Origin of the sequence: Rhizobium sp. C104 (assembly GCF_022354505.1) — a bacterium.
GTDB lineage: Bacteria > Pseudomonadota > Alphaproteobacteria > Rhizobiales > Rhizobiaceae > Rhizobium > Rhizobium redzepovicii.
Genome location: NZ_CP092351.1, coordinates 79,656 through 100,197, shown reverse-complemented (window position 1 = coordinate 100,197; position 20,542 = coordinate 79,656). Strand labels below are relative to the sequence as shown.

Sequence of the window (20,542 nt, the reverse complement as noted above, 5' to 3'; positions counted from 1 at the left end):
AGTGTAAATGAGTCAATGCGCATGTGACCCGCTGAAGTTGAGCACGGGTGCAAGCGAGAAAAATCGCCAGCGGTTTCAATCGGATGGAGAGGGAGGAATATTTTCGGATGCGCCGAACGCGGGTTGTGGACGATGCGACCCCTAGACTGAAAGATCATAAGGTCCCGGTGGTCGAACTCATCTGCCGGGTCTGCGATCGCCATTGTGCACATGAACGCAAACTGTTGGTGAAAGCGTTTGGCGCAAGCGTCACCTTCGCGGAAATCCGCCGGCGCATTGCCATGGGCTGCGAGCGGATGCAGACGCCCCAAGGTGACAAGTGTGGGGCACACTTCCCATGTTTGAGTCATGGTCTCGCTGATGGAGGCTAGATTATGACAGGCGAAGACAACCGCGAAGGGCCGCGCAAGATCGTGCATGTCGACATGGACGCCTTCTACGCATCGGTCGAGCAGCGCGACAATCCGGAGCTGCGTGGCCTGCCGGTTGCCGTCGGCAGTCCTGCTGCCCGCGGTGTCGTAGCGGCCGCCAGCTATGAAGCCAGAAAGTTCGGTGTGCATTCCGCCATGCCTTCGGTCACTGCGCAGCGGAAATGTCCGGACCTTATCTTCGTCAAGCCACGCTTCGACGTCTACAAGGCCGTCTCGCTGCAGATAAGGGCGATCTTTGCTGAGTACACACCGATGATCGAGCCACTGTCGCTCGACGAGGCGTATCTCGATGTCACCACCAATCTCAAAGGCATGGAGATCGCTACTGAAATCGCCGAAGAGATCCGCGCCAGGATCAAGGCGACCACCGGGCTGACGGCATCCGCCGGTATTTCCTACAACAAGTTCCTCGCAAAGATGGCATCCGACCAGAACAAGCCGGATGGCCAGTTCGTCATCACGCCGAAGAATGGTCCGGCCTTCGTCGAGCAACTCCCCGTCAAGAAGTTCCACGGCGTCGGGCCGGCGACTGCCGAAAAGATGCATCGGCTCGGGATCGAGACGGGAGCGGACCTCAAGGCGAGAACATTCGACTTCCTCGTCGAACACTTCGGGAAGTCAGGACCGTATTTTTATGGCATCGCCCGCGGCATCGACAATCGTCTGGTCAAACCTGACCGCGTGCGGAAATCAGTCGGCGCAGAAGACACGTTTTCGGACATCCATACCTTTGAGCCCGCCCGCGAAGGGCTTCAACCACTCATCGAGAAAGTCTGGGACTACTGCGGGGCCAATGAAATTGGCGCCAAGACGGTGACTCTCAAGGTCAAATATGCCGACTTCAGCCAGATCACCCGCAGCAAAACCGTTCCGGCACCTCTGCTGGCGATCACCGATCTTGAGGAGTTGGTCGACCTGCTTCTTGCGCCACTCTTCCCGCCGCGACAAGGCATACGCCGGCTTGGCGTGTCGCTGTCTTCCCTGGGGCGGCGGTGCTTCGAAACGGCGCCGCAGTTGCGGCTGGCGCTTTAGACGCCAAGCATTGGCTTGACAGGAGAGGCTGAATGGCGCGCGACCCAGAATGTTCCTGCAGGAAGCGGGCGCAGGATTTCGTCCTCGGGTACAAGTCCGTTGAGCCAGGCCATGCGCTGATCGCGGGTCAGGACGGCCATTTGGCGATTGCGAAACGGTGCGATATCGGCATTCGCTTCGATCGTCAGGTGGCAAATGCCTCCGGCCAATGCACGGGCTCGTAAATCAGGTATTGGAGAAACCGCCGGTTTTCTGCCGACGCGCCGCCGAGGGCGGCCATGCGGATAGCGCGCTTGGCGTCCAAGCATCGAAACGACTGGTGCGACCGAAAATCCTACCGGTGCGGGAACATCCCGCCGGCAACGGCTTTGCCGTCCTCCACTTCGTTGCGGCCCCGCGGGTGCAGGCAGCGCTTGCAGCCCGGCTTTCGGACCGCCGTAGCAGGTCGCGATGGCCGCGACCTCGAAACGGAGGTTCCAACATGAGCAGCCAGCAATCCAATCAACGATCCGATATCTACAGCCGCATCACCAACACGATCATCGCCGATCTCAAACAGGGCGTGCGGCCATGGACCAGACCCTGGACGACGGGACATGCGACAGCCGAGGTCAGCCGCGCGCCGATTTTTCCATCGCCGGCATGTGGCGCGAGGCGCCTGAGGTCGGCGAGGCCTAAGAGGCCAGACAATGCGCCTTATCACGACCTGCGTGGAAACCGGCTGCGAAGAGGTACTTTCTTCTTTCACTCCCCGCTGGGGCCGACCATGCTCTTTCCGGCGGGCAGCTGGCGCCGCAACGCCCCCTAACGGAACCATATGCTCTCGCCGCGGGTTGGATAGGCATCTCCCAGCTCTTAGGCCCTTACGGAGCATCCATGGTTATATCGTCCCCAAGCGATCGAGACGCGGCCGCGTATCCAATACAGTCGCTCTTTGTCCCGTTTCCCTTCGTCTGTTTCACGCTCGCGCTAGCGACCGATATAGCGTTCTGGCAGACCGGCAATCTGATGTGGCAGAATTTCTCCGCGTGGTTGCTGTTCGCCGGGCTTATGATGGGCTCGCTTGCGATTCCGGCAGGATTGATGGATTTGATGCGTCCCCGCACCCGCCCTTTGCGGCCGCCGCTCCTGTCCGCGCTTCTCTATTTGGTCATACTGGGCCTCGCCTTTGCCAACAACCTTCTCCATGCCGGCGATGGATGGACGGCCGTGGTCCCGTACGGACTGATGCTTTCGGCCGTCACCTTTGTCCTGTGCCTGGTGGCCGGAGCCGTTTCCGCCCGGAAATATGCCAGACTTGCCTGGAGGATATGATGATGAAGTCTCAGCTTCTCGGTGCTTCAGTTCTGTCGATATCTGTCGGCGTCGGTCTTGCGGCTTACGCTCAGAGCGGAGGCTTTGACATTTCTCAGCAGATTGGGCCCAACCCGGTCCTGCCGGATCCAGCCCCCTCCCTGCTGCCTGATCTGAAGGTAGCGGAGGTCGTTGGCTGGAAGGACGGTGAGACGCCGGCCGCTCCGAACGGTTTGACGGTAACGGCTTATGCCAGGGGCCTCGCCAATCCGAGGACAGTCCATACCTTGCCGAACGGCGACGTACTGGTGATTCAGTCGCGCGGCCCCTCAGGCGAACAGACCTCACGGCCGAAGGATTTGATTCGGGACTGGATCATGTCCATCGCCCATGGTGGTGGCGGCGAGCAGAAGGAAAGCAACCTCATCACATTGCTGCGTGACGCTAACCGCGACGGCACGGTGGACGAGAAGCACGATCTTTTGAAGAAGCTCGATTCGCCCTTCGGTGTCGCCTGGATCGACAACACGCTCTATGTTGCCTCGACGTCCGCCATTCTCGCCTACCCCTATGAACTCGGGCAGAATGAAATCACGGCCCAACCGAAAATTTTGGCGCCCCTGCCCGGTGGTCCGATCAATCATCATTGGACCAAGGATCTGGCGCTCAGCCCCGATGGGCAGATGCTCTACGTCTCGGTCGGCTCGAATTCCAATATCGTCGAGAATGGGCTTGAAGCGGAAAAGGGCCGTGCAGCTATCTGGCAGGTCGACCGGCATACCGGCGCGGCGCGCGTCTTCGCCTCAGGTCTGCGCAATCCGAACGGCCTCACCTTCAACCCGGAGACAGGGACGCTTTGGACGGTCGTCAACGAGCGCGACGAACTCGGTCCAAACCTCGTTCCCGATTACATGACGTCGGTCAAGGAAGGTGGTTTCTATGGCTGGCCATGGAGCTATTATGGCAACCATGTCGATGAGCGCGTACATCCGCCGCGTCCCGACATGGTCGAAAGGGCAACCCCGCCGGATTATGCCCTGTCGAGCCATGTCGCGGCGCTCGGATTGGCGTTCTCGATGAATTCAGCGCTGCCGGCCGCTTACGCCAACGGCGCCTTCATCGGCGAGCACGGCAGCTGGAACCGGGACAGCTTCAACGGCTACCAAGTGGTGTACGTGCCTTTCGAGGCCGGCAAGCCATCCGGCAAGGCGCAGGACGTCGTCACGGGCTTTATCCAGGGCGACCGGGCGAAGGGACGACCAGTCGGCGTCGGGATCGACGGGACGGGAGCTCTGCTCGTCGCAGATGACGCCGGCAATACCGTCTGGCGCGTTGCTTCGTCCGACGGCAAGATCACGCCGCAGCCCATCGGCACGGACCAGATTTCGGCGAATCCGCAAGTCTCGACTGATGCGAAAGCGGGCGGGACTGCCGATATGAATCCCAACGTCGGAACCGAACGGACGGGTTCGACCCCTCAATCACAGACGCCGGCGGCCCCGGCAGATGAACGCCCGATCGACCAAAAACCCCTTCCCGGACAACCCGACAAATCCCAGCCTGCGCAAATGCAGATCGCTCCTGCAGGTGGCCTATGAAGAGATTTCGTCGGGTCTAAATCATTTCTCGTCATGTTTTCGTGGCGAGACTGGCCAGCATCAAGAGAAGCTAATTTCCCGAGGTCACCGTCGGGCGCCGGCCGTGTCGCGCGCTCTTCTGTCGCCGATCATTAGCCGCCGCATATTCAACCTGGCGCGAAGGCGCACAAGGCAGGGGTTCCCGGCAATGAGATGCAAACTTAGATCGGCTTCAAACGCGGGACTTCAATGCAAATGGTTGCGCTGCAAGCACCAAACACACCACGCCGAATAGTCGTCATCAGCGACTTCCAGGACGGCGATTGGCGTGACGCCCAATTCGAGACGATAGCCTGGTTTCGGCAGCAATGGTTGTCGGGCAATCGCGGACCTCTCCCAGAGAGGACCGTCAACCCGAAACAGAACGTCGAGGTCGCGGGGGGCTACATCGAGCGACTCCCTCTTGCAGTCCTCAAAGGGGGCCTTGCCGACCACGCCGAGATTTGGACCCACAGCCGTGGTGCGTTGCCACAGACGCATCGGCCTGACGGCAGCCCATTCTTGACGCGCCGGTCGTTCCAGATAAATGGGCCTGAAGTGCCATTCGCATCAAATGATATGCTGGGCCATATTGAGGCTTTCGGACCACCGTCGATCTTGTGCGTATGGGGCCTTGGCGTCAGCGAAGACATATTGCTGGCGTGCCCCGACAGTTTCAAAATTTATAATTCGATCGACGCACCGGCGTTGCGCGTGCCATCTGAGGTGAGCCGCCACTTCGACCTTATTCTCACCGGCGCCGCGTGGCAGTCGGAAGCAGTGCACGTTCGACATCCCGCTATGCGCACCGCGATTATGCCAATCGGACCGGAGTTTGCTTCCGAGGCGACATTCCGGCCTTTAGGTCTGGAAAAGATCTATGACGTGATCTACGTCGCTGCTGCCCAGGCGTACAAGCGGCATGACATTCTTTTCAACGCGCTAGGCCAACTGCCCCGTTCGCTGCGCGCATTGTGCGTCTGCGGCTATGGCGAGATGATGGAAGCGCTGCGCCGGCACGCAGGGGCACTCGGCATCGACGTCGATTTCGTCGATCCGCCTGGCGTACCATTTGCCGAGGTGAACAGGCTTATGAACCAGGCCCGGATCGGCGTCGTTTGCGGCGTCGATGACGGCGCGCCGGCTATTTTGACGGAGTATATGCTGGCGGGGATACCGGTGCTTGCAAACAGTGAGCTGAGCTGCGGACTGCAATACATCACGCCGAAGACGGGGTGCGCTGCCTCGGCCGGTGAGTTTCACGAGGGTATCCGCGACATGCTTGGACGGTTGCACAGCTTCGACCCACGTCAGATCGTCTTGGAAAACTGGACATGGCCGCATAGCCTCCGGACGCTCAAAAGCCTTATGGAGATAACTTAGCCAAACTGATTGGAACATTCGCCGCAATCGCAAGTTCGTGGGGGCCATGATTGCGAGGTGCCTGATGAATCTGCTGAATTCTGTGCCGTTGTCCGGCTGCGGTTTGCTGGAAGACGCTCCGCTCATTTGCTTCTCGCATCTTCGCTGGGACTTTGTGCTCCAAAGACCCCAGCACCTGATGCAGCGTTTCTCGCGGGAGCGCCCAGTTTTCTTCTTCGAAGAATTCATCCCGACCGACCATTCCCTTGCCTATCTGGAGATCCACCCGTTCGAGGGGACCAGCGTCAAGGCGGTTCGTCCGCGCATTCCAAATGGGTGGAGCGAGGCCGACCGTGAAGCCGCTCTTGGCAAGCTGCTTGACGAACTCATCACGCTTTACGGCGGAAAACGCCCGATTCTTTGGTTTTACACCCCGTTGATGTTTGCTTTCGCCCGGCATGTCGATGCGGTTGCGGTGGTCTACGACTGCATGGACGAGCTGGCAAACTTCAAGTTCGCGCCGGCCAACCTCAAGGCCTCCGAAGAGATGTTGATTGCCGCCGCCGATGTCGTCTTCACCGGTGGCATAAGCCTTTATGAAGCCAAACGGGACCAACACGACAACATCCACCCATTTCCATCCGGTGTCGATAGCCATCACTTCCGCAGGGCGCGCGAGCCTTTGCCGGAACCCCGGGACCAAGTCGATATTCCTCATCCTCGCCTTGGCTACTACGGTGTGATCGATGAGCGGCTCGATCTGGATTTGATCGAACGCTCTGCCGCAGCGCGGCCCGGCTATTCCTTCATCTTTCTTGGACCGATCGTGAAGATTTCACCCGATGATTTGCCGCGAGCAGCCAACATCCATTATCTCGGTCAGAAAGCCTATGGTGATCTGCCGGCCTACCTTTCGGGCTGGGAGGCGACGCTTATGCCGTTTGCGCTGAACGATGCCACCCGATTCATTAGTCCGACTAAAACTCCTGAATACCTCGCCGCGGGCCGGCCAATCGTCGGAACGAAAATAGTCGATGTGGTCCGCGGGTATGGCGATGTGCCAGGCGTCTTCCTGGCCAATGACCCACAAGCCTTTGCGGAGGCCTGCGATGCTGCCCTTCATATTTCCCGTAATGATCAGACATGGCTGCAAGCCGTCGATGAAATTTTGGCCCGGTCATCCTGGGAGACCACCTTCCGTAAGATGTCGGCGCTTGTCGAAAAGGCCGCAGCGCAAAAAGTCCTATCTCCTGGCCTGCCCCAAAGATTTTCCGTTCGCACCGAACGGTCCGCGCCGGGAAGCTATGACTATCTCATCGTCGGTGCAGGATTTGCCGGATCGGTGCTGGCGGAACGACTTGCCTCAGATGGGAGGAAGGTGCTTGTTTGCGACAAGCGGCCTCATATTGGCGGAAACGCCTACGATCACTACGATGACGCCGGGATCCTTGTCCATAAATATGGCCCGCACATTTTCCACACCAACAGCGAGGATGTGGTTGCCTACCTCTCGCGTTTCACAGCATGGCGTCCCTACGAGCATCGCGTGCTTGCACAGGTCGGCGCCCTGCGGCTTCCCATCCCTATCAACCGCACGACGCTGAACGCGCTCTATGGCCTCGACCTTGCGGACGAATTAGCGGCTGCACGCTTCCTGGCCAATCGGGCGGAACCCTGCGATCCCGTGATAACGTCGCGAGACGTCGTCATATCTCAAATCGGCTCCGGACTTTATCGCACTTTCTTCGAAGGCTACACGCGCAAGCAATGGGGCCTTGATGCCTCGAAGCTCGACAAATCAGTCACCGCACGAGTGCCTACCCGCACCGATACCGACGATCGATATTTCCTCGACCGCTTCCAGGCCATGCCACTTCACGGATACACGCGCATGTTCGAACGCATGCTCAACCATGACAACATAAAGGTCATGGTTGGCACGGATTTCGCCGATTTGAAGCAGGATGGGCTGGCGAGCCACACAATCTTTACCGGGCCAATAGACGAGTATTTCGGCCATTGTTTGGGCCAGCTGCCTTATCGCAGTCTGGAATTCCACCATGAAACGCACGACGCACGACGGCTACAGCCGGTAGCCGTCATCAACTATCCATCCGAGGACGTGCATTACACGCGCGTGACTGAATACAAGCATCTGACCGGCCAGGTTCACCCAAAGACGAGCATCAGCTATGAATATGCCCGCGCCGACGGCGATCCCTATTATCCGATCCCCCGCCCTGAGAACCACGCACTTTATAAACGATATGAGCTTCTCGCCCGCGCGCTGACCGACGTGACATTCGTCGGGCGGCTGGGAACCTACAAATATTACAATATGGATCAAGTGGTCGGCCAGGCACTGGCGACCTACCGGCGCCTGAAGCTCCGGCATGAGGCCGGCAAAGCGTTTGCCGGCGCGCGACATGAGTAGGAGTCCTCATATCCTGCTGGCGACCGACAGTTCTGAACCGTCCGGGATGGGCGAGCACATGCTTGCTCTTGGGCGGGCTTTGAGCGAACGGTGGGATGTCACAATAGCCCTGTTGAGCGAGGACAGGACCGGTTTGTTGCCGCGTGCTGCGCGCCACGGAATTGGCATCAAGCTAAGCCAAGATGCAGGCGCATTCCAGGAGTGGTTGGCGCGATCAAGTATTGATCTTCTGCACGTTCACGCGGGAATCGGATGGGAGGGACACGGCCTAGCCGCCGCCGCAGATGCCCTGGCAATCCCGATCATCCGCACCGACCATCTGCCTTATCTGCTCACAGATGCTGATCAGATCGAGCTTTACCGGCGTGAGACCGGGAGGCTGTCGCATCACATCGTGGTTTCCGAGGCCTCGCGTCAAAGCTTCTGCGAGGCAAACGTCGCGCCGAAGCGTTTGACAGTCGTGCGCAACGGCATCTTTCCGCTTTCGCCGGCGCGAGCAACGACTGAACTAAGGCAAGCGCTCGACCTGGTGGGTAAAACTGTGCTGCTGATGGTCGCCCGCTTCACCGAGCAGAAGGATCACGCGTCGCTTGTCCGCGCCTTCCCGACCATCCTTGAAGCTCACCCTCAAGCGGTTTTGCTTTTTGTTGGATCGGGTCCAGAAGAAGATCGTGTCAGCACCTTGGCAGGAGATTTGAAAGCCTTCGGTCACATTCGCTTTCTGGGGCACCGCGCAGATATTGCGGAGATCATGGCGATCGCCGATCTCTTCGTGCTTCCTTCGCGCTTTGAAGGCCTTCCACTCGCGGTTCTCGAGGCAATGTCGCTTGCCGTTCCCGTGGTTGCGACGAGGATCGGCGGAACCGTCGAGGCGCTGGGCGCTGATCATCCCTATTTCGCAGAGCCCGGTAACCCGGCGTCGATCACCGCTGTCGTCAATCAGGCATTGAACGACCCCCATCTAAAGGCCACCGGCAGAGCCGGCCACGCGCGTTTCGCGCGCAACTTTTCCGTCCATCGTATGGCGGATGAGACTGGCGCCGTCTACGAGCGGTTCCTCACCCAACTTGCAGATCAAAAACAAAAGGATACCGAAATGCGAAAAACGCGGCTGGGCTTCATCGGCGTGGGCGGCATCGCCCATCGGCATCTGGATATCCTAACCGGTTTCGACGATGTCGAACTTGTCGCCTTTGCCGATCCGGACCTTCCCCGTGCGGATGCAGCCGCAATGCGTCTTGGCGCCCGCTCTTTCAGCCATCACCGCGAAATGCTCGAGACGCAACAGCTCGACGCGGTCTATATCTGCATTCCGCCTTTTGCCCATGGCGAGCCGGAACGGGACCTCATCGACCGCAACATTCCGTTCTTTGTCGAAAAGCCGGTGACGCTGGATCTGGCGCTGGCGGAAGAGATCGCAGCCGGCGTGTCGAAAGCCAGCTTGGTCACTGGCGTTGGCTACCACTGGCGTTATCTCGATATCGTCGATGAGGCTCGAAGCCTGCTGGCGGATAATCCAGCGCAACTGCTGTCGGGATATTGGCTGGATTCCACACCGCCTCCGCAGTGGTGGTGGAAGAAGGATCAATCGGGGGGCCAGATGGTTGAGCAGGCGACGCATCTCCTTGATCTGGCGCGCTTCCTCGTCGGCGAGGTCACCGACGTCTATGGCCGGGCGGGATACGCGGAAAGGGTGGAGTTTCCCGGCCTCGATGTGCCGACGGTCACGACCGCTAGCCTGACCTTTGAAACGGGCGTAGTCGCCAATATCGCCGCGAGCTGCCTTCTCGGCTGGAACCATCGCGTCGGCCTGCACATTTTCGCCGACCGACTGGCGATCGAATTGACTGATCGCGACATCATGGTGGATGTTGGAAGAGGACGCCCAGTGCGTCGTGCCGATGGCGATCCGGTATGGCGCGAAGACCGCGATTTCATCGACGCCGTCCGTGGTGGTGAAAACCGCATCCGCTGCCCGTATGGTGATGCTCTAGCCACCCACCGGCTTGCCGTCGCCGTCGTATCTTCGGCTTGCAGCGGGGAGCCGATACACCTCGACGCCCCGGTTCTGAAGCGGCGCGAGCTATCGCCCTTGCTGGCACAACCACGTGCCGAGAAGTCTCAAGAACTGCGGCCTGGGCACCGCAAAATTCGCTCGCTTGGCATCGAGGCGCCGGGCCGAGCCTATTTCTTCGAATACGAGGAAGGCCCGCCTTCCGATGGGCATGTGCGGCTCGACACGCTCTATACCGGTCTTTCCGCCGGGACGGAGCTGACGTTCTTAAAGAACACCAACCCCTATTTCCGCGCGCGCTTTGATGGCGAACGCGGCGTCTTCATCGAAAACGAGCCGGATCTTAGCTATCCAGTGCCTTTCCTCGGTTACATGGAGGTTGCACGCGTTTCGCAATCCTGCGCGCCCGGCTTTGCCGATGGCGAGGTGCTCGCAGCAAGCTACGGGCACAAAACTGGGCACACTGCCGACCCCTTTCACGATCTTCTTGTCAGCATCTCGCCCGATCTCGATCCGCTGCTCGGCGTCTTTGTCGCGCAGATGGGACCGATCGCTGCCAACGGCATCCTCCATGCCGACGCAGAAGCATTTGGCGCAACCGTACCCGCACTCGGTTCCGGCGTTTGCGGGCGAACGGTCATCGTCCTCGGTGCAGGTACCGTTGGCTTGATGACGGCGCTTTTTGCCCGTTCGCTCGGCGCATCAGACATTTTGATCACAGATCCCTCCGAATTTCGCCGCGGCAAGGCGGAGGCGATGGGATTGATGGCGATGGACGAGGAACAAGCCTGGCAGCATGCCAAGGCGCGCTGGCACGACGGCGCCACGGGACGCGGCGCGGATCTAGCGTTTCAGACGCGAGCTCATGCAGCTAGCCTGCACACGGCGCTCAAAGCCTTGCGCCCACAGGGCACGGTGATCGATCTTGCCTTTTACCAGGACGGCGCCAGCTCGTTGCGGCTGGGGGAAGAATTCCATCACAACGGCCTGAACATTCGCTGTGCGCAAATCAACCGCGTTCCCCGCGGGCTGGCGCCACGGTGGGACCGTCGACGGCTGGCACGTGTGACGCTCGACCTCTTGAAAACGGAGGGTGCGACGATCCGCGAGCACATGATCACTCATATCGTGCCTATGGACGAAGCGCCTGCTTTCCTCGTCGATCTGATCGAGAACCGGCCGGAATTCCTCCAGGTTATATTCAAGGCCAGCGAATGAAGGTTGAACCAGCGCCATTGCGGATCCTTTTCGTCTTCGCCTGGCTGGTCGTCGGGGGCGAGGAGACGGAGGTCCGGCTGCTTGCCAAGAATCTCGACCGCCGTCGCTTTCGTCTCGACGTCGTCGCCTGCTTCCGAAAACCCGGCATGCCGGAGCAAACACACCGGCAGCTTCGAGGGCTGGGGATCGATGTCGATACGGCGCCCTACGAATTGTCGTTCGAGGATACGGTAAAATATCTCGCCGGGAAAATCTCAGGTTACGACATTGTCGTTTCCTGCCAGAACGTGGCGGACATCTATCCGGCATTGGAGCGACTGCATCTTCGCCCGCCCCTCATCGAACATGGCGGGCTGGTCTCAGAGGCTTTGGCCGGCCCCAAGCATCTGACGGCGCGTTATGTGGGCGTCTGCCGCTCGATCCGTGACGCAGCCGCATCCCGCATGCCCGGGCGCGACCATCATGCCCTGGAAATCCCCTCTATGACCGATCTTTCGGCCTTCGACCCGGCACATCGCGAGCGGGCGCGAGCGGACCTCGGGATCGCGGCAAATGAGGTTCTGATCGGTTGGGTTGGCAGGCTCGATCCCAAAAAGAATGTCGAGGACTTTATTGAGGCCGCCGCACTGGTTCATGCCACCAAGAAAAGTGCACGGTTCGTTATTGTCGGCGGGCCGGACGCCTTCCTGCCGGAATATGCTGTGCACCTCAAAGCCCTGGCCGCCCGGCACGGGCTCAATGGTATGCTTCAGTTCCTCGGCGACCGGAACGATATCCCGTCCCTGCTCGCCGCGCTCGATATATTCGTCTGGCTGTCATCAGGCGAAGGCATGCCGCACGTTATCGCAGAGGCCGGGGCAGCCTGCCTCCCGGTGATTGCGACGCCTGATAACGGTGCTATGCAGCAGATCGATGACGGACTATCTGGTATCTTCGTGCCCCATCGCAGTCCAGGCGTCGTTGCGAAAAATATCGTCGCGCTGATCGAGTCCCCTGCGCGCCGTCACGCACTCGGCACCGCCCTGCGACGGAAGGTCGAGAGGGACTACTCCGTCGAGGCAGTTCTGCCGCAGTGGGAGCGGCTTCTGGCAGATGTCCATGGAGAGCGAAAGGCAGCGCGGCCGACAGGTCTGTTCCAATCATTCCTGCAAGGCGGTTTCGAATGTTCGAGCCATCGGCTCCGGCCAAAAAACGGTGAGACGCAGGGCGATCGACTCGACTTGATCGCCGCGACTGGTCACGATCACCATGCCGAGACCGACTATCGCCAACTTCAGGGCTTTGGTATCAGCACCGTGCGCGATGGCTTCCGATGGCACCTGATTGAAAAAGCTGGCCGATACGACTGGTCGAGCATTCGTCCGATGCTCCAGGCGGCAAAGGCAACAAAGACCCAAGTTGTCTGGGATCTTCTGCATTATGGCTGGCCCGACGATCTCGACATCTGGTCGCCTCGCTTCGTCGATCGCTTCGCGCGGTTCGCACGTGCATGCGCCGAGTTGGTCCGCGAGGAGAGCGATGGCGTTCCGTTTTATTGCCCTGTCAACGAGATCTCGTTTTTCTCATGGGGCGGTGGTGACGCTGGCTATTTGAACCCATTTGCCAATGGGCGCGGATTCGAACTCAAGGTGCAGATGACACGCGCCGCCATCGCAGCGATGGATGCCATTATCTCTGTCGATGCCCGGGCCCGCTTCGTCCACTGCGAGCCGGTGATCAACGTCGTCGCGGATCCGTCGCGTCCCCACGATGCGCGTACCGCCGAAGGACATCGCCAATCGCAATTCCAGGCCTGGGACCTGATTGGCGGAAGGATGTGGCCGCAGATCGGAGGCTGCGAACGCTATCTTGATATCCTCGGTGTGAATTATTATTCCAACAACCAGTGGATTCACGGCGGTCCACCGATCGACCTTGGTCATCCGCGTTATAAGCCCCTCAGCCGAATTCTGGTGGAGACGTTCGCGCGCTACGGCAAGCCGATGCTTATCGCCGAGACCGGCATCGAGGATGACAGGCGGGCATCCTGGTTTGACTATGTTGCCGACGAGGCTCTGGATGCGATCCGCTCGGGGGTGCCCTTGGAAGGTTTGTGCCTGTATCCAATCGTCAATCATCCGGGTTGGGATGACAATCGGCCTTGCGCAAACGGCCTTCTCTCCGTCGATGTCCCTCCAGGAGGACGAGCCCCATTTGCTCCCCTGGTTGCTGCGATAGGCGAACGAGCAAAAGAGTTTGCAAGCTACGCGCCGCATCCTGTTGGGGGCGCGGAAGCTACGACACCTGAACGCCTCTAGCGGCTCCTTGTGAATTACGGGAATTACCGACGGGTCAAAGGCGGTTGCGAAGGCAAACGGGATATCGCTGCGCTCATTCTCGACAAGATCCAGAGCGGCGCCCACGCCAGCCAAAAACCGACAACTGATACGCCGGCTCTCGCAGGCTTCTGCCGAGTCTCATCTGCCAGAAAATGTGATTAGGCATGGAATAAGGACCCCGCATTTGGGGTGATCGGCGTCCAAACGGGACCCCCATCTGCGATGGGGTTACAACAGCCTCCGGTTTCATCGGAGGCTTTTTGTTTGGATGCTTATTGTGGAAACAATTCTGAAGATACGACGGCTGGCCCATGTGCAAGGCAAGTCGATCAAGGCGATCTGCCGGGAGTTGGGCATATCGCGGAAAGTGGTGCGGAAGGTTTTGCGCACCGATGAGACGGAGTTCAAATACGAGCGAGCCCGTCAACCTCAGCCGAAGCTCGGACCATGGCGCGAACAACTCGATCGGATATTGCTTGCCAATGAGGCCAAGGCTTCCCGCGAGCGCCTGACGCTGATCCGGATATACGAGGATTTACGCGACCTCGGCTATGAAGGCGGTTACGACACCGTTCGGCGTTATGCGAGGACATGGTCGAAAGAGCGCGGGGCCGTGACGGCGGAAGCCTATGTCCCGCTTTATTACGCGCCCGGCGAAGCCTACCAGTTCGACTGGAGCCACGAGATTGTCGTACTGAACGGCGTGACGACAACGGTGAAGGTGGCTCATGTCCGGCTTTGCCACAGCCGAATGATGTTTGTGAGGGCCTATCCGCGAGAGACGCAGGAGATGGTCTTCGACGCCCATGACAAGGCGTTCGCGTTCTTCGGCGGAGCCTGCACGCGCGGCATCTATGATAATATGAAGACGGCGGTGGAGACGGTCTTCGTTGGCAAGGAACGGCAATATAACCGTCGTTTCCTGCAGATGTGCAGCCATTTCCTTGTCGAGCCGGTGGCCTGCACGCCGGCGTCCGGCTGGGAGAAGGGCCAGGTCGAGAACCAGGTCAATCTGGTGAGAGAGCGCTTCTTCACCCCACGTCTGCGCTTCAAATCCTACGATGAGCTGAACGGCTGGCTGCTGGACAAGTGCATCAGCTATGCCCGCGCCCATAAGCATGTCGATCAGACGGAGCACACGATCTGGGAGGTGTTCGATGCGGAGCGGCCGCATATGATCAGTTATCCCGGCAAGTTCGATGGCTTCCACGCCGTCCAGGCCTCGATCGGCAAGACCTGCCTCGTGCGTTTCGACAACAACAAATACTCGGTGCTGTCCACCGCGGTCGGTCGCCCGGCAGAGGTACATGCCTATGCCGACCGCATCGTCATCCGGCAAGATGGCATCGAGATCGGTCAGCACGACCGCTGCTTCGGCCGCGGCGAGACGATCTATAATCCATGGCATTACGTTCCGGTCCTGACCCGCAAGCCGGGAGCCCTACGCAACGGCGCCCCGTTCCATGACTGGGTTTTGCCCGCCGCCATGGAGAAGGTGCGCCGCCGGTTGAAGGCCATGCATGACGGCGACCGGCAGATGGTGGCGATCCTGGAATGTGTCGGTGAGGCCGGGCTTCCCACCGTTGAAGCAGCCTGCCAGGAGGCGCTCGATCAGGGCGTGTTCTCATCCGCCGTCATCATCAACATTCTGGCCCGTAAGCGTGATCCGCAACCGGCCGCCATCCTTTCCATTCCCGATGCGCTTCGCCTGACCCATGAGCCTCTGGCCGATTGCGCACGTTACGACAGCCTCAGGAGGGCAAGCTGATATGGAACGATCCCAAATCCTCGACATGATGGGCACGCTGAAGCTGTTTGGCATGCGCAGCGCATACGACGAGACAATGGCTTCCGGCATCAAACGCCAGCATGAACCGCCCCGTATTGTCGGTGACTTGTTGCAGTCAGAGATTGCTGAGAAGCAGGCCCGGTCGATCAAATACCAGATCGCCATCGCCAAATTGCCGCTGGCCAAGGATATCAACGACTTTGACTTCACCGATACACCGGTCAATGAAGGGTTAGTGCGCCAGCTCGCGACCGGGGCGTTCCTCGCCGAGCAACACAATGTTGTTCTGGTCGGCGGGACCGGCACAGGGAAGTCCCATCTGTCCATCGCGCTTGCCCGTGCTCTTATCCGCAACGGAGCGCGGGGCCGGTTCTTCAATGTTGTCGATCTCGTCAATCGGCTTGAGACAGAAGCACGCAATGGCAAACAGGGGCGGCTTGCCGACTTCATCACCAGGCTCGACTTCGTCATCATGGACGAACTCGGCTATCTCCCGTTCGCTCAGGCCGGCGGCCAGCTTCTCTTCCATTTGATCAGCAGGCTTTACGAGCGGACGTCGGTCATCGTCACGACCAACCTAGCCTTCGGAGAATGGCCCGCTGTGTTCGGCGACGCCAAGATGACCGCCGCTCTTCTCGACAGGCTCACCCACCATTGCGAGATCCTGGAAACCGGAAATGAATCCTGGCGCTTCAAAAACCGCTCTCAAAGCTAAAGCCGAAAAGACAACCAACCCGCGCCCGCAGGCCCCTGCGCTAAATGAAAAGCTCCGGGCCTACGCGCGCTGACCCTATGCAACCAGAGGCAGGGGTCACTTTTGGGAGCCGATAAGGGGTCCCGTTACCAAGCCGATTGACACCAGAAAATACATCCTCGACGATCAGCACCCGCTTACCTTCAAAGAGCGTCGCCATGAAACAACGGCACCTCACGATCCGTATCGCTCAGCGCTCGGAAGCCGATAGTGCTGGACCGTCCGCGCCGCATCGCTCAGTAAACGGGCTCGATGCGCCGGAAGCGACCGCGCGTCGTGGCACCGACGCGGCTTACTTTGCGCACGACAAGTGCGCGATGTGCGGCGTTGTGCTATCCGCGTTAAGAGGACCTAAGCCGGAACTTGCGCACTCTGGCATTTGATCCACAGGTTTTGTCCGAGCACCACCGCCTGTGACCGCCGCGAGACTGGTCGAGGAAAAGCCAGCCGCAATTTCGACCTTGGCACGCGCGCACAGGACGGCGTTCGGCTCGCGACGTCAGCAACTGGGCAGCCAACACGGCGATACGGTTGCTGATCGCATCCAAGTCTTTGGCCTCCGAGCGACGCCACTCGATGGTGCCTCCAACCTGGCCCAATGTTTGTTGGGATAGGCCACGTCTAGCCATGTCGGCAACTAGCTCGAGATCATTCGGACCAATTTGGCTTTCACCAAACTCGGACAAGAACAGTCGGTATAGGGCCTCCCGCAGGTCCTTTGCTTGGCCGAGTTCTTTTTCGGCGTCCGGCCCCGAACTGTTAGCCGTGACCAGCAAGACGTCGCGTTCCTTGTCGTCGATCACGTCGAGACGACAGGCCCAGGCCACCAGGTCATCGTAGCTATTCAGGAAATCCGGCCCCCAACGTCCACCGCGACTATCGACTGTGTTGACGAAGTCGAGTGCCGGGTGACCGCCAAGAAGGCTGATATCATCGATCTTCTTTTGCATGTCCATCATGTGAATATCGTTCTGCGGAACGATTTGAACAAGAGCGGGTTGTAACGAGATAACTAAATATTACTCGTTACAATGATCGGAGCCCTCATGCTCGCCGACGTCAACAAAAATCAGCTGCGCTTTCTGATGCTGTGCATGATCTGGGGGAGCACCTGGATCGGAACGAAGGCGGGCATCGAGGCCGTTCCGCCTCTCCTATTTGCCGGCACCCGTTTCACCGCGGCCGGTATTTTGCTTCTTCTCTATACACTGGCCAAAGGCGAGACTACGAGCTTCAAGGTGCAAGACGGCTTTCGCTTCACCGTCGTCAGCATCCTGATGATCACGCTCTGCTACGGCCCGCTGTTCTGGGGCATGCAATATATCGATTCCGGGACTGCCGCCGTTCTGGAAATGTCGCTTACCCCTATCGCGCTCCTGGTGTTTGCGCTCCTCCTCAACGAAGAGACGTTGGATGGCCGTCGCATCCTTGCGATCGCTCTGGGGGTCTGCGGGCTGGTCGTCCTGTTCTGGCCGGCCGCCGCCAATGGAAATCTGCCCGCTGCTGAAGCCTTTCCAGGCGCGAGCCTATGGGGCGGATTGGCGGTTGCATCAGCGGCCTTCACCTATGGCTACGGCTCGGTTCTGGCCCGTCCACTTCTGCGAACCTATCCGGCCTTGTTCGTTTCAGGTGTGACGACCTTGGTCGGAGGCATCTTGCTGCTGATTGCAGCCCTGGCTTTCGAACCGGGGGCAGTCGCCGCCCTCTCCGGCGATTGGGGCACAGTCGCCTGGCTCGGCTGGTTCTTCCTGGTGATCTTCGGCTCGCTGATCGGCTACACGACCTTCATGCGCCTGCTGCGGGACATCGGCGCATCTCGCGCAGGCAGCTATGCCTTCGTGTCACCAGTGATCGCTGTCGCGCTTGGCGCCGCAGTCTTCGCCGAACAGATCACTGCAATGGATGTGATTGGCATCGTCGTGATGCTGAGTGGCGCCTATCTTGCCATGTCAGGAGTGCCGGCGACGAACGCAACCGTTCTCGAACGTGAACCCGAGCCGAAACGGCCCCACGAGGATCTCGACCACGACCTCAAATGCCAAATCCGCGCGATCACGAAACAAAACCAGCAATGCCGCGGGCGGCTAAGGTGAGGCGGAAAATCGCCCCGGAGAGGCGAAGGTGGGAACAAAGCCGGCCACGCGAGGTTCGTGGGTGCGGCAGATGCCGTTTGTTCAGTCATGGGAGGCTTCAGTGTCAAATGAGTTCACAGAGATCGATGGCAGGCCAAGGCCGTCATCCGCAACATCACTGCAATCTGAGGATGCGACGTCGTCAACGCAACCTTCCACGTCACTCGCGGGATTGAAGGAGAAGTTGGCTGACGACGTGACCGCCGCCACGGACACCATAAAAGAAGGCGCCGATACCGCTGTCGAGAAGGTCAAAGAGGTGGTTTCCGATCAAGCGAACTTCGCTGCCCGCCAGGTTGGCGGCGTGGCAACGGCGCTTGAGAAGGTTGGCGCTGAACTGGAAGCATCCGACCAACCGGAGGTCGGACGCTATGCCAAGCAGATCGGGCGAAGCGTCCAAAGCTTCGCCACGCAGATGAAAGATAAAGACATCGGCGAAATCGCGGTGATGGCTGAAGAATTCGGCCGCAAGCAGCCCCTAGCATTCCTTGGGATTGCAGCACTTGCGGGATTGACCGCGAGCAGGTTTTTGACAGCTTCCGCCAAGCGATCGCCAACGCAAGCAACGACCCGGGCATCCCCGGCGACCCCCACGAAGTCATCTGCAACGGGAGGCTACAATGGCTAAATCTCCCGACAGCGTTCCTCTCTCTGAGTTGATTGGCGGTCTCGTGGCTGATGTCACCGGACTGTTGCGCAAGGAAATCGATCTTGCGAAGACCGAGGTGTCTGAAAAGTTCTCGCAAGCGCTCAACGGCGTAGAAGTGGTTATGTTCGGGCTTGTGCTTGCGGTGGGCGCTATGGGCGTCCTGCTGAGCGCCCTGGTTGCCGGGGTTGCTGCCTTCCTCGTCACTCAAGGTTTCACCGAAACAAGCGCTGATGCGCTCGCCTCCCTTGCCGTCGGCGTGGTCATCGCTCTCATCGCGTGGGCGATGGTCTCTCGTGGCCTCACTGCCCTTCGTAGAAGCAACATAAAACTGGATCGAACCGCGACCTCGCTTCGCCGCGACGTCGACGTTGTGAAGGAAAAGATCTGATGGAAACTTCAAACGAAAAAACATCCGCCGATCTTCAACGGGAGATCGATCAGGATCGCCAGCGCATCGGAGATCGCATCGACGCCATTCAGGAAAGGATGTCGCCAGGCCAGTTGGTCGATGAGGTCCTTGCCTACGCAAAGGGCAGCGGCGGGGGAGAGTATGTCAGCAACCTCGGCCAGGCACTGAAGGCAAATCCACTGCCTGTCGCATTGATGGGCGTGAGCCTTGCGTGGCTCATGGCCAAAGGAAACCCCGCAAGCCCGCCTGCCGACCATTTGGCCGAACCCGAATATCCGCTTTATCCGGCGAACGGCCCGGTCCGCCGTATTGGCCCCCCGGAGACCGAAAACGGAACCCGCTACAGTCACTTCGCAGACAGTTCTGGCAACAGGCTTAAGGCGCTGACGGATGAAAGCGGACACCGTGCCGGTCACTTCATCGATGAAGCAGGCAAGACTTATCGGGGGTTTGCAGATGCCGCCGGCAGACAGGTCGATCAGATCACCGACGAAACGGGTACAATGTTCGACGCGGCAACTGGCTGGGCGGCGGAGACATGGGAGCAGGCAAAGAGCGCCGCAAGCGGGATGAGTGCCCGTGCGTCAGCGGCCGCGAGCTCGCTGTCTACCCAATCGTCGTCAGCGGCGACAAGTCTTCAAGAGCAAACCAGCAAGCTCAACGGGATGATCCTCACGCAGTTCCGCGATCAGCCGCTGGTTGGGGGCGCTCTGGCTTTCGCCGTCGGAGCCGCTATCGGCGCAGCGTTGCCGCACACCGAGACTGAGGACGAGTTGCTCGGCGAGATTTCCGATGCCACTACAGACAAGCTCGGTGCGCAAGTGCTGGACGCTGTCGACCAAGGCAAGGAGGTGGCAACGGAGGTCTACGAAGAGGCCGCTTCGATCGCCTCAGATGCCCACGATGCCGTTAAGGAGCGTGTCGTAACCAAGGTCGATGCACTGAAGGCGGGTCCGCAGGGCGGTGATCGCCAATCGAATTAACAGCGGATCAGCCAGGGCACGAATTCGCTACAGCCACAACGTCGGCGCATGCGCGCCGACGCCATGCCATCTCGTGGCAAAGTGGGCACGTGACATGCCGAGGACGAC

The 20,542-nt window shown here is 59.6% G+C and carries 15 protein-coding genes and 2 pseudogenes; 15 read left to right on the top strand and 2 right to left on the bottom strand.

All coding sequences use genetic code 11. From position 1 onward, the window contains the following. The first annotated feature begins 107 nt into the window (after positions 1-107). Positions 108-371: a hypothetical protein gene (locus MF410_RS27395; RefSeq protein ID WP_097629602.1), complete on the top strand. Its 264-nt coding sequence runs from the start codon at positions 108-110 to the stop codon at positions 369-371. A gap of 3 nt (positions 372-374) precedes the next feature. Next, positions 375-1,463 carry a DNA polymerase IV gene (gene dinB / locus MF410_RS27390; RefSeq protein ID WP_239620703.1) on the top strand — a complete coding sequence of 363 codons (1,089 nt, stop codon included), beginning with the start codon at positions 375-377 and terminating at the stop codon, positions 1,461-1,463. On the opposite strand, the pseudogene MF410_RS27385 reads toward dinB, so the two are convergent. Beyond that, positions 1,460-1,651: pseudogene (locus MF410_RS27385) on the bottom strand (SOS response-associated peptidase); the annotation flags it as partial. The gene dinB and the pseudogene MF410_RS27385 sit on opposite strands and share 4 nt — an antisense overlap. 293 nt (positions 1,652-1,944) lie before the next feature. On the opposite strand from MF410_RS27385, the pseudogene MF410_RS27380 reads away from it, so the two are divergent. The 9 genes and pseudogenes from MF410_RS27380 to istB form a co-directional block, all read left to right on the top strand. Next, positions 1,945-2,076 (top strand): annotated as a pseudogene (locus tag MF410_RS27380) (ArdC-like ssDNA-binding domain-containing protein); the annotation flags it as partial. A 263-nt stretch (positions 2,077-2,339) separates the two neighbouring features. After that, positions 2,340-2,777 (top strand): DUF2231 domain-containing protein, encoded by a 438-nt coding sequence (locus MF410_RS27375; protein WP_097629566.1) that lies wholly within the window; start codon positions 2,340-2,342, stop codon positions 2,775-2,777. Beyond that, complete coding sequence (locus MF410_RS27370) at positions 2,777-4,354, top strand: sorbosone dehydrogenase family protein (RefSeq protein WP_222135062.1); 1,578 nt, start codon at positions 2,777-2,779, stop codon at positions 4,352-4,354. Before MF410_RS27375 ends, MF410_RS27370 begins: the two co-directional genes overlap by 1 nt. Positions 4,355-4,588: 234 nt before the next feature. Beyond that, positions 4,589-5,755, top strand: a complete 1,167-nt coding sequence (locus MF410_RS27365) for a glycosyltransferase (RefSeq protein WP_222135024.1) — start codon at positions 4,589-4,591, stop codon at positions 5,753-5,755. A 64-nt stretch (positions 5,756-5,819) separates the two neighbouring features. Further along, the gene (gene glf, locus MF410_RS27360; protein WP_097629568.1) at positions 5,820-8,168 is read left to right on the top strand and encodes a UDP-galactopyranose mutase; all 2,349 of its coding nucleotides are present in this window, start codon (positions 5,820-5,822) and stop codon (positions 8,166-8,168) included. Continuing rightward, positions 8,161-11,400 carry a glycosyltransferase gene (locus MF410_RS27355; RefSeq protein ID WP_131711699.1) on the top strand — a complete coding sequence of 1,080 codons (3,240 nt, stop codon included), beginning with the start codon at positions 8,161-8,163 and terminating at the stop codon, positions 11,398-11,400. The genes glf and MF410_RS27355 overlap by 8 nt, the downstream gene beginning before the upstream one ends. Further along, positions 11,397-13,697 (top strand): glycosyltransferase family 4 protein, encoded by a 2,301-nt coding sequence (locus MF410_RS27350; protein ID WP_131711679.1) that lies wholly within the window; start codon positions 11,397-11,399, stop codon positions 13,695-13,697. Before MF410_RS27355 ends, MF410_RS27350 begins: the two co-directional genes overlap by 4 nt. Positions 13,698-13,986: 289 nt before the next feature. Next, on the top strand, positions 13,987-15,486 hold the full coding sequence (istA, locus tag MF410_RS27345) for an IS21 family transposase (RefSeq protein ID WP_222135254.1): 1,500 nt from the start codon (positions 13,987-13,989) through the stop codon (positions 15,484-15,486). A 1-nt stretch (position 15,487) separates the two neighbouring features. After that, positions 15,488-16,222, top strand: a complete 735-nt coding sequence (istB, locus tag MF410_RS27340; protein ID WP_222135253.1) for an IS21-like element helper ATPase IstB — start codon at positions 15,488-15,490, stop codon at positions 16,220-16,222. A 380-nt stretch (positions 16,223-16,602) separates the two neighbouring features. On the opposite strand, the gene MF410_RS27335 is transcribed toward istB, so the two are convergent. Then, positions 16,603-17,220, bottom strand: a complete 618-nt coding sequence (locus MF410_RS27335) for an ABATE domain-containing protein (RefSeq protein WP_239620701.1) — start codon at positions 17,218-17,220, stop codon at positions 16,603-16,605. Positions 17,221-17,307: 87 nt separating this feature from the next. Between MF410_RS27335 and MF410_RS27330 the strand changes: the two genes are divergently transcribed. The 4 genes from MF410_RS27330 (at position 17,308) to MF410_RS27315 (ending at position 20,434) form a co-directional block, all read left to right on the top strand. Continuing rightward, positions 17,308-18,354 carry an EamA family transporter gene (locus tag MF410_RS27330; protein WP_222149077.1) on the top strand — a complete coding sequence of 349 codons (1,047 nt, stop codon included), beginning with the start codon at positions 17,308-17,310 and terminating at the stop codon, positions 18,352-18,354. Between the two features lie 100 nt (positions 18,355-18,454). Then, the gene (locus tag MF410_RS27325) at positions 18,455-19,021 is read left to right on the top strand and encodes a nutrient deprivation-induced protein (RefSeq protein ID WP_131711677.1); all 567 of its coding nucleotides are present in this window, start codon (positions 18,455-18,457) and stop codon (positions 19,019-19,021) included. Beyond that, positions 19,014-19,430 carry a phage holin family protein gene (locus tag MF410_RS27320; protein WP_131711676.1) on the top strand — a complete coding sequence of 139 codons (417 nt, stop codon included), beginning with the start codon at positions 19,014-19,016 and terminating at the stop codon, positions 19,428-19,430. Before MF410_RS27325 ends, MF410_RS27320 begins: the two co-directional genes overlap by 8 nt. Then, positions 19,430-20,434 carry a DUF3618 domain-containing protein gene (locus MF410_RS27315; protein ID WP_131711675.1) on the top strand — a complete coding sequence of 335 codons (1,005 nt, stop codon included), beginning with the start codon at positions 19,430-19,432 and terminating at the stop codon, positions 20,432-20,434. Before MF410_RS27320 ends, MF410_RS27315 begins: the two co-directional genes overlap by 1 nt. Positions 20,435-20,542: the final 108 nt, after the last annotated feature.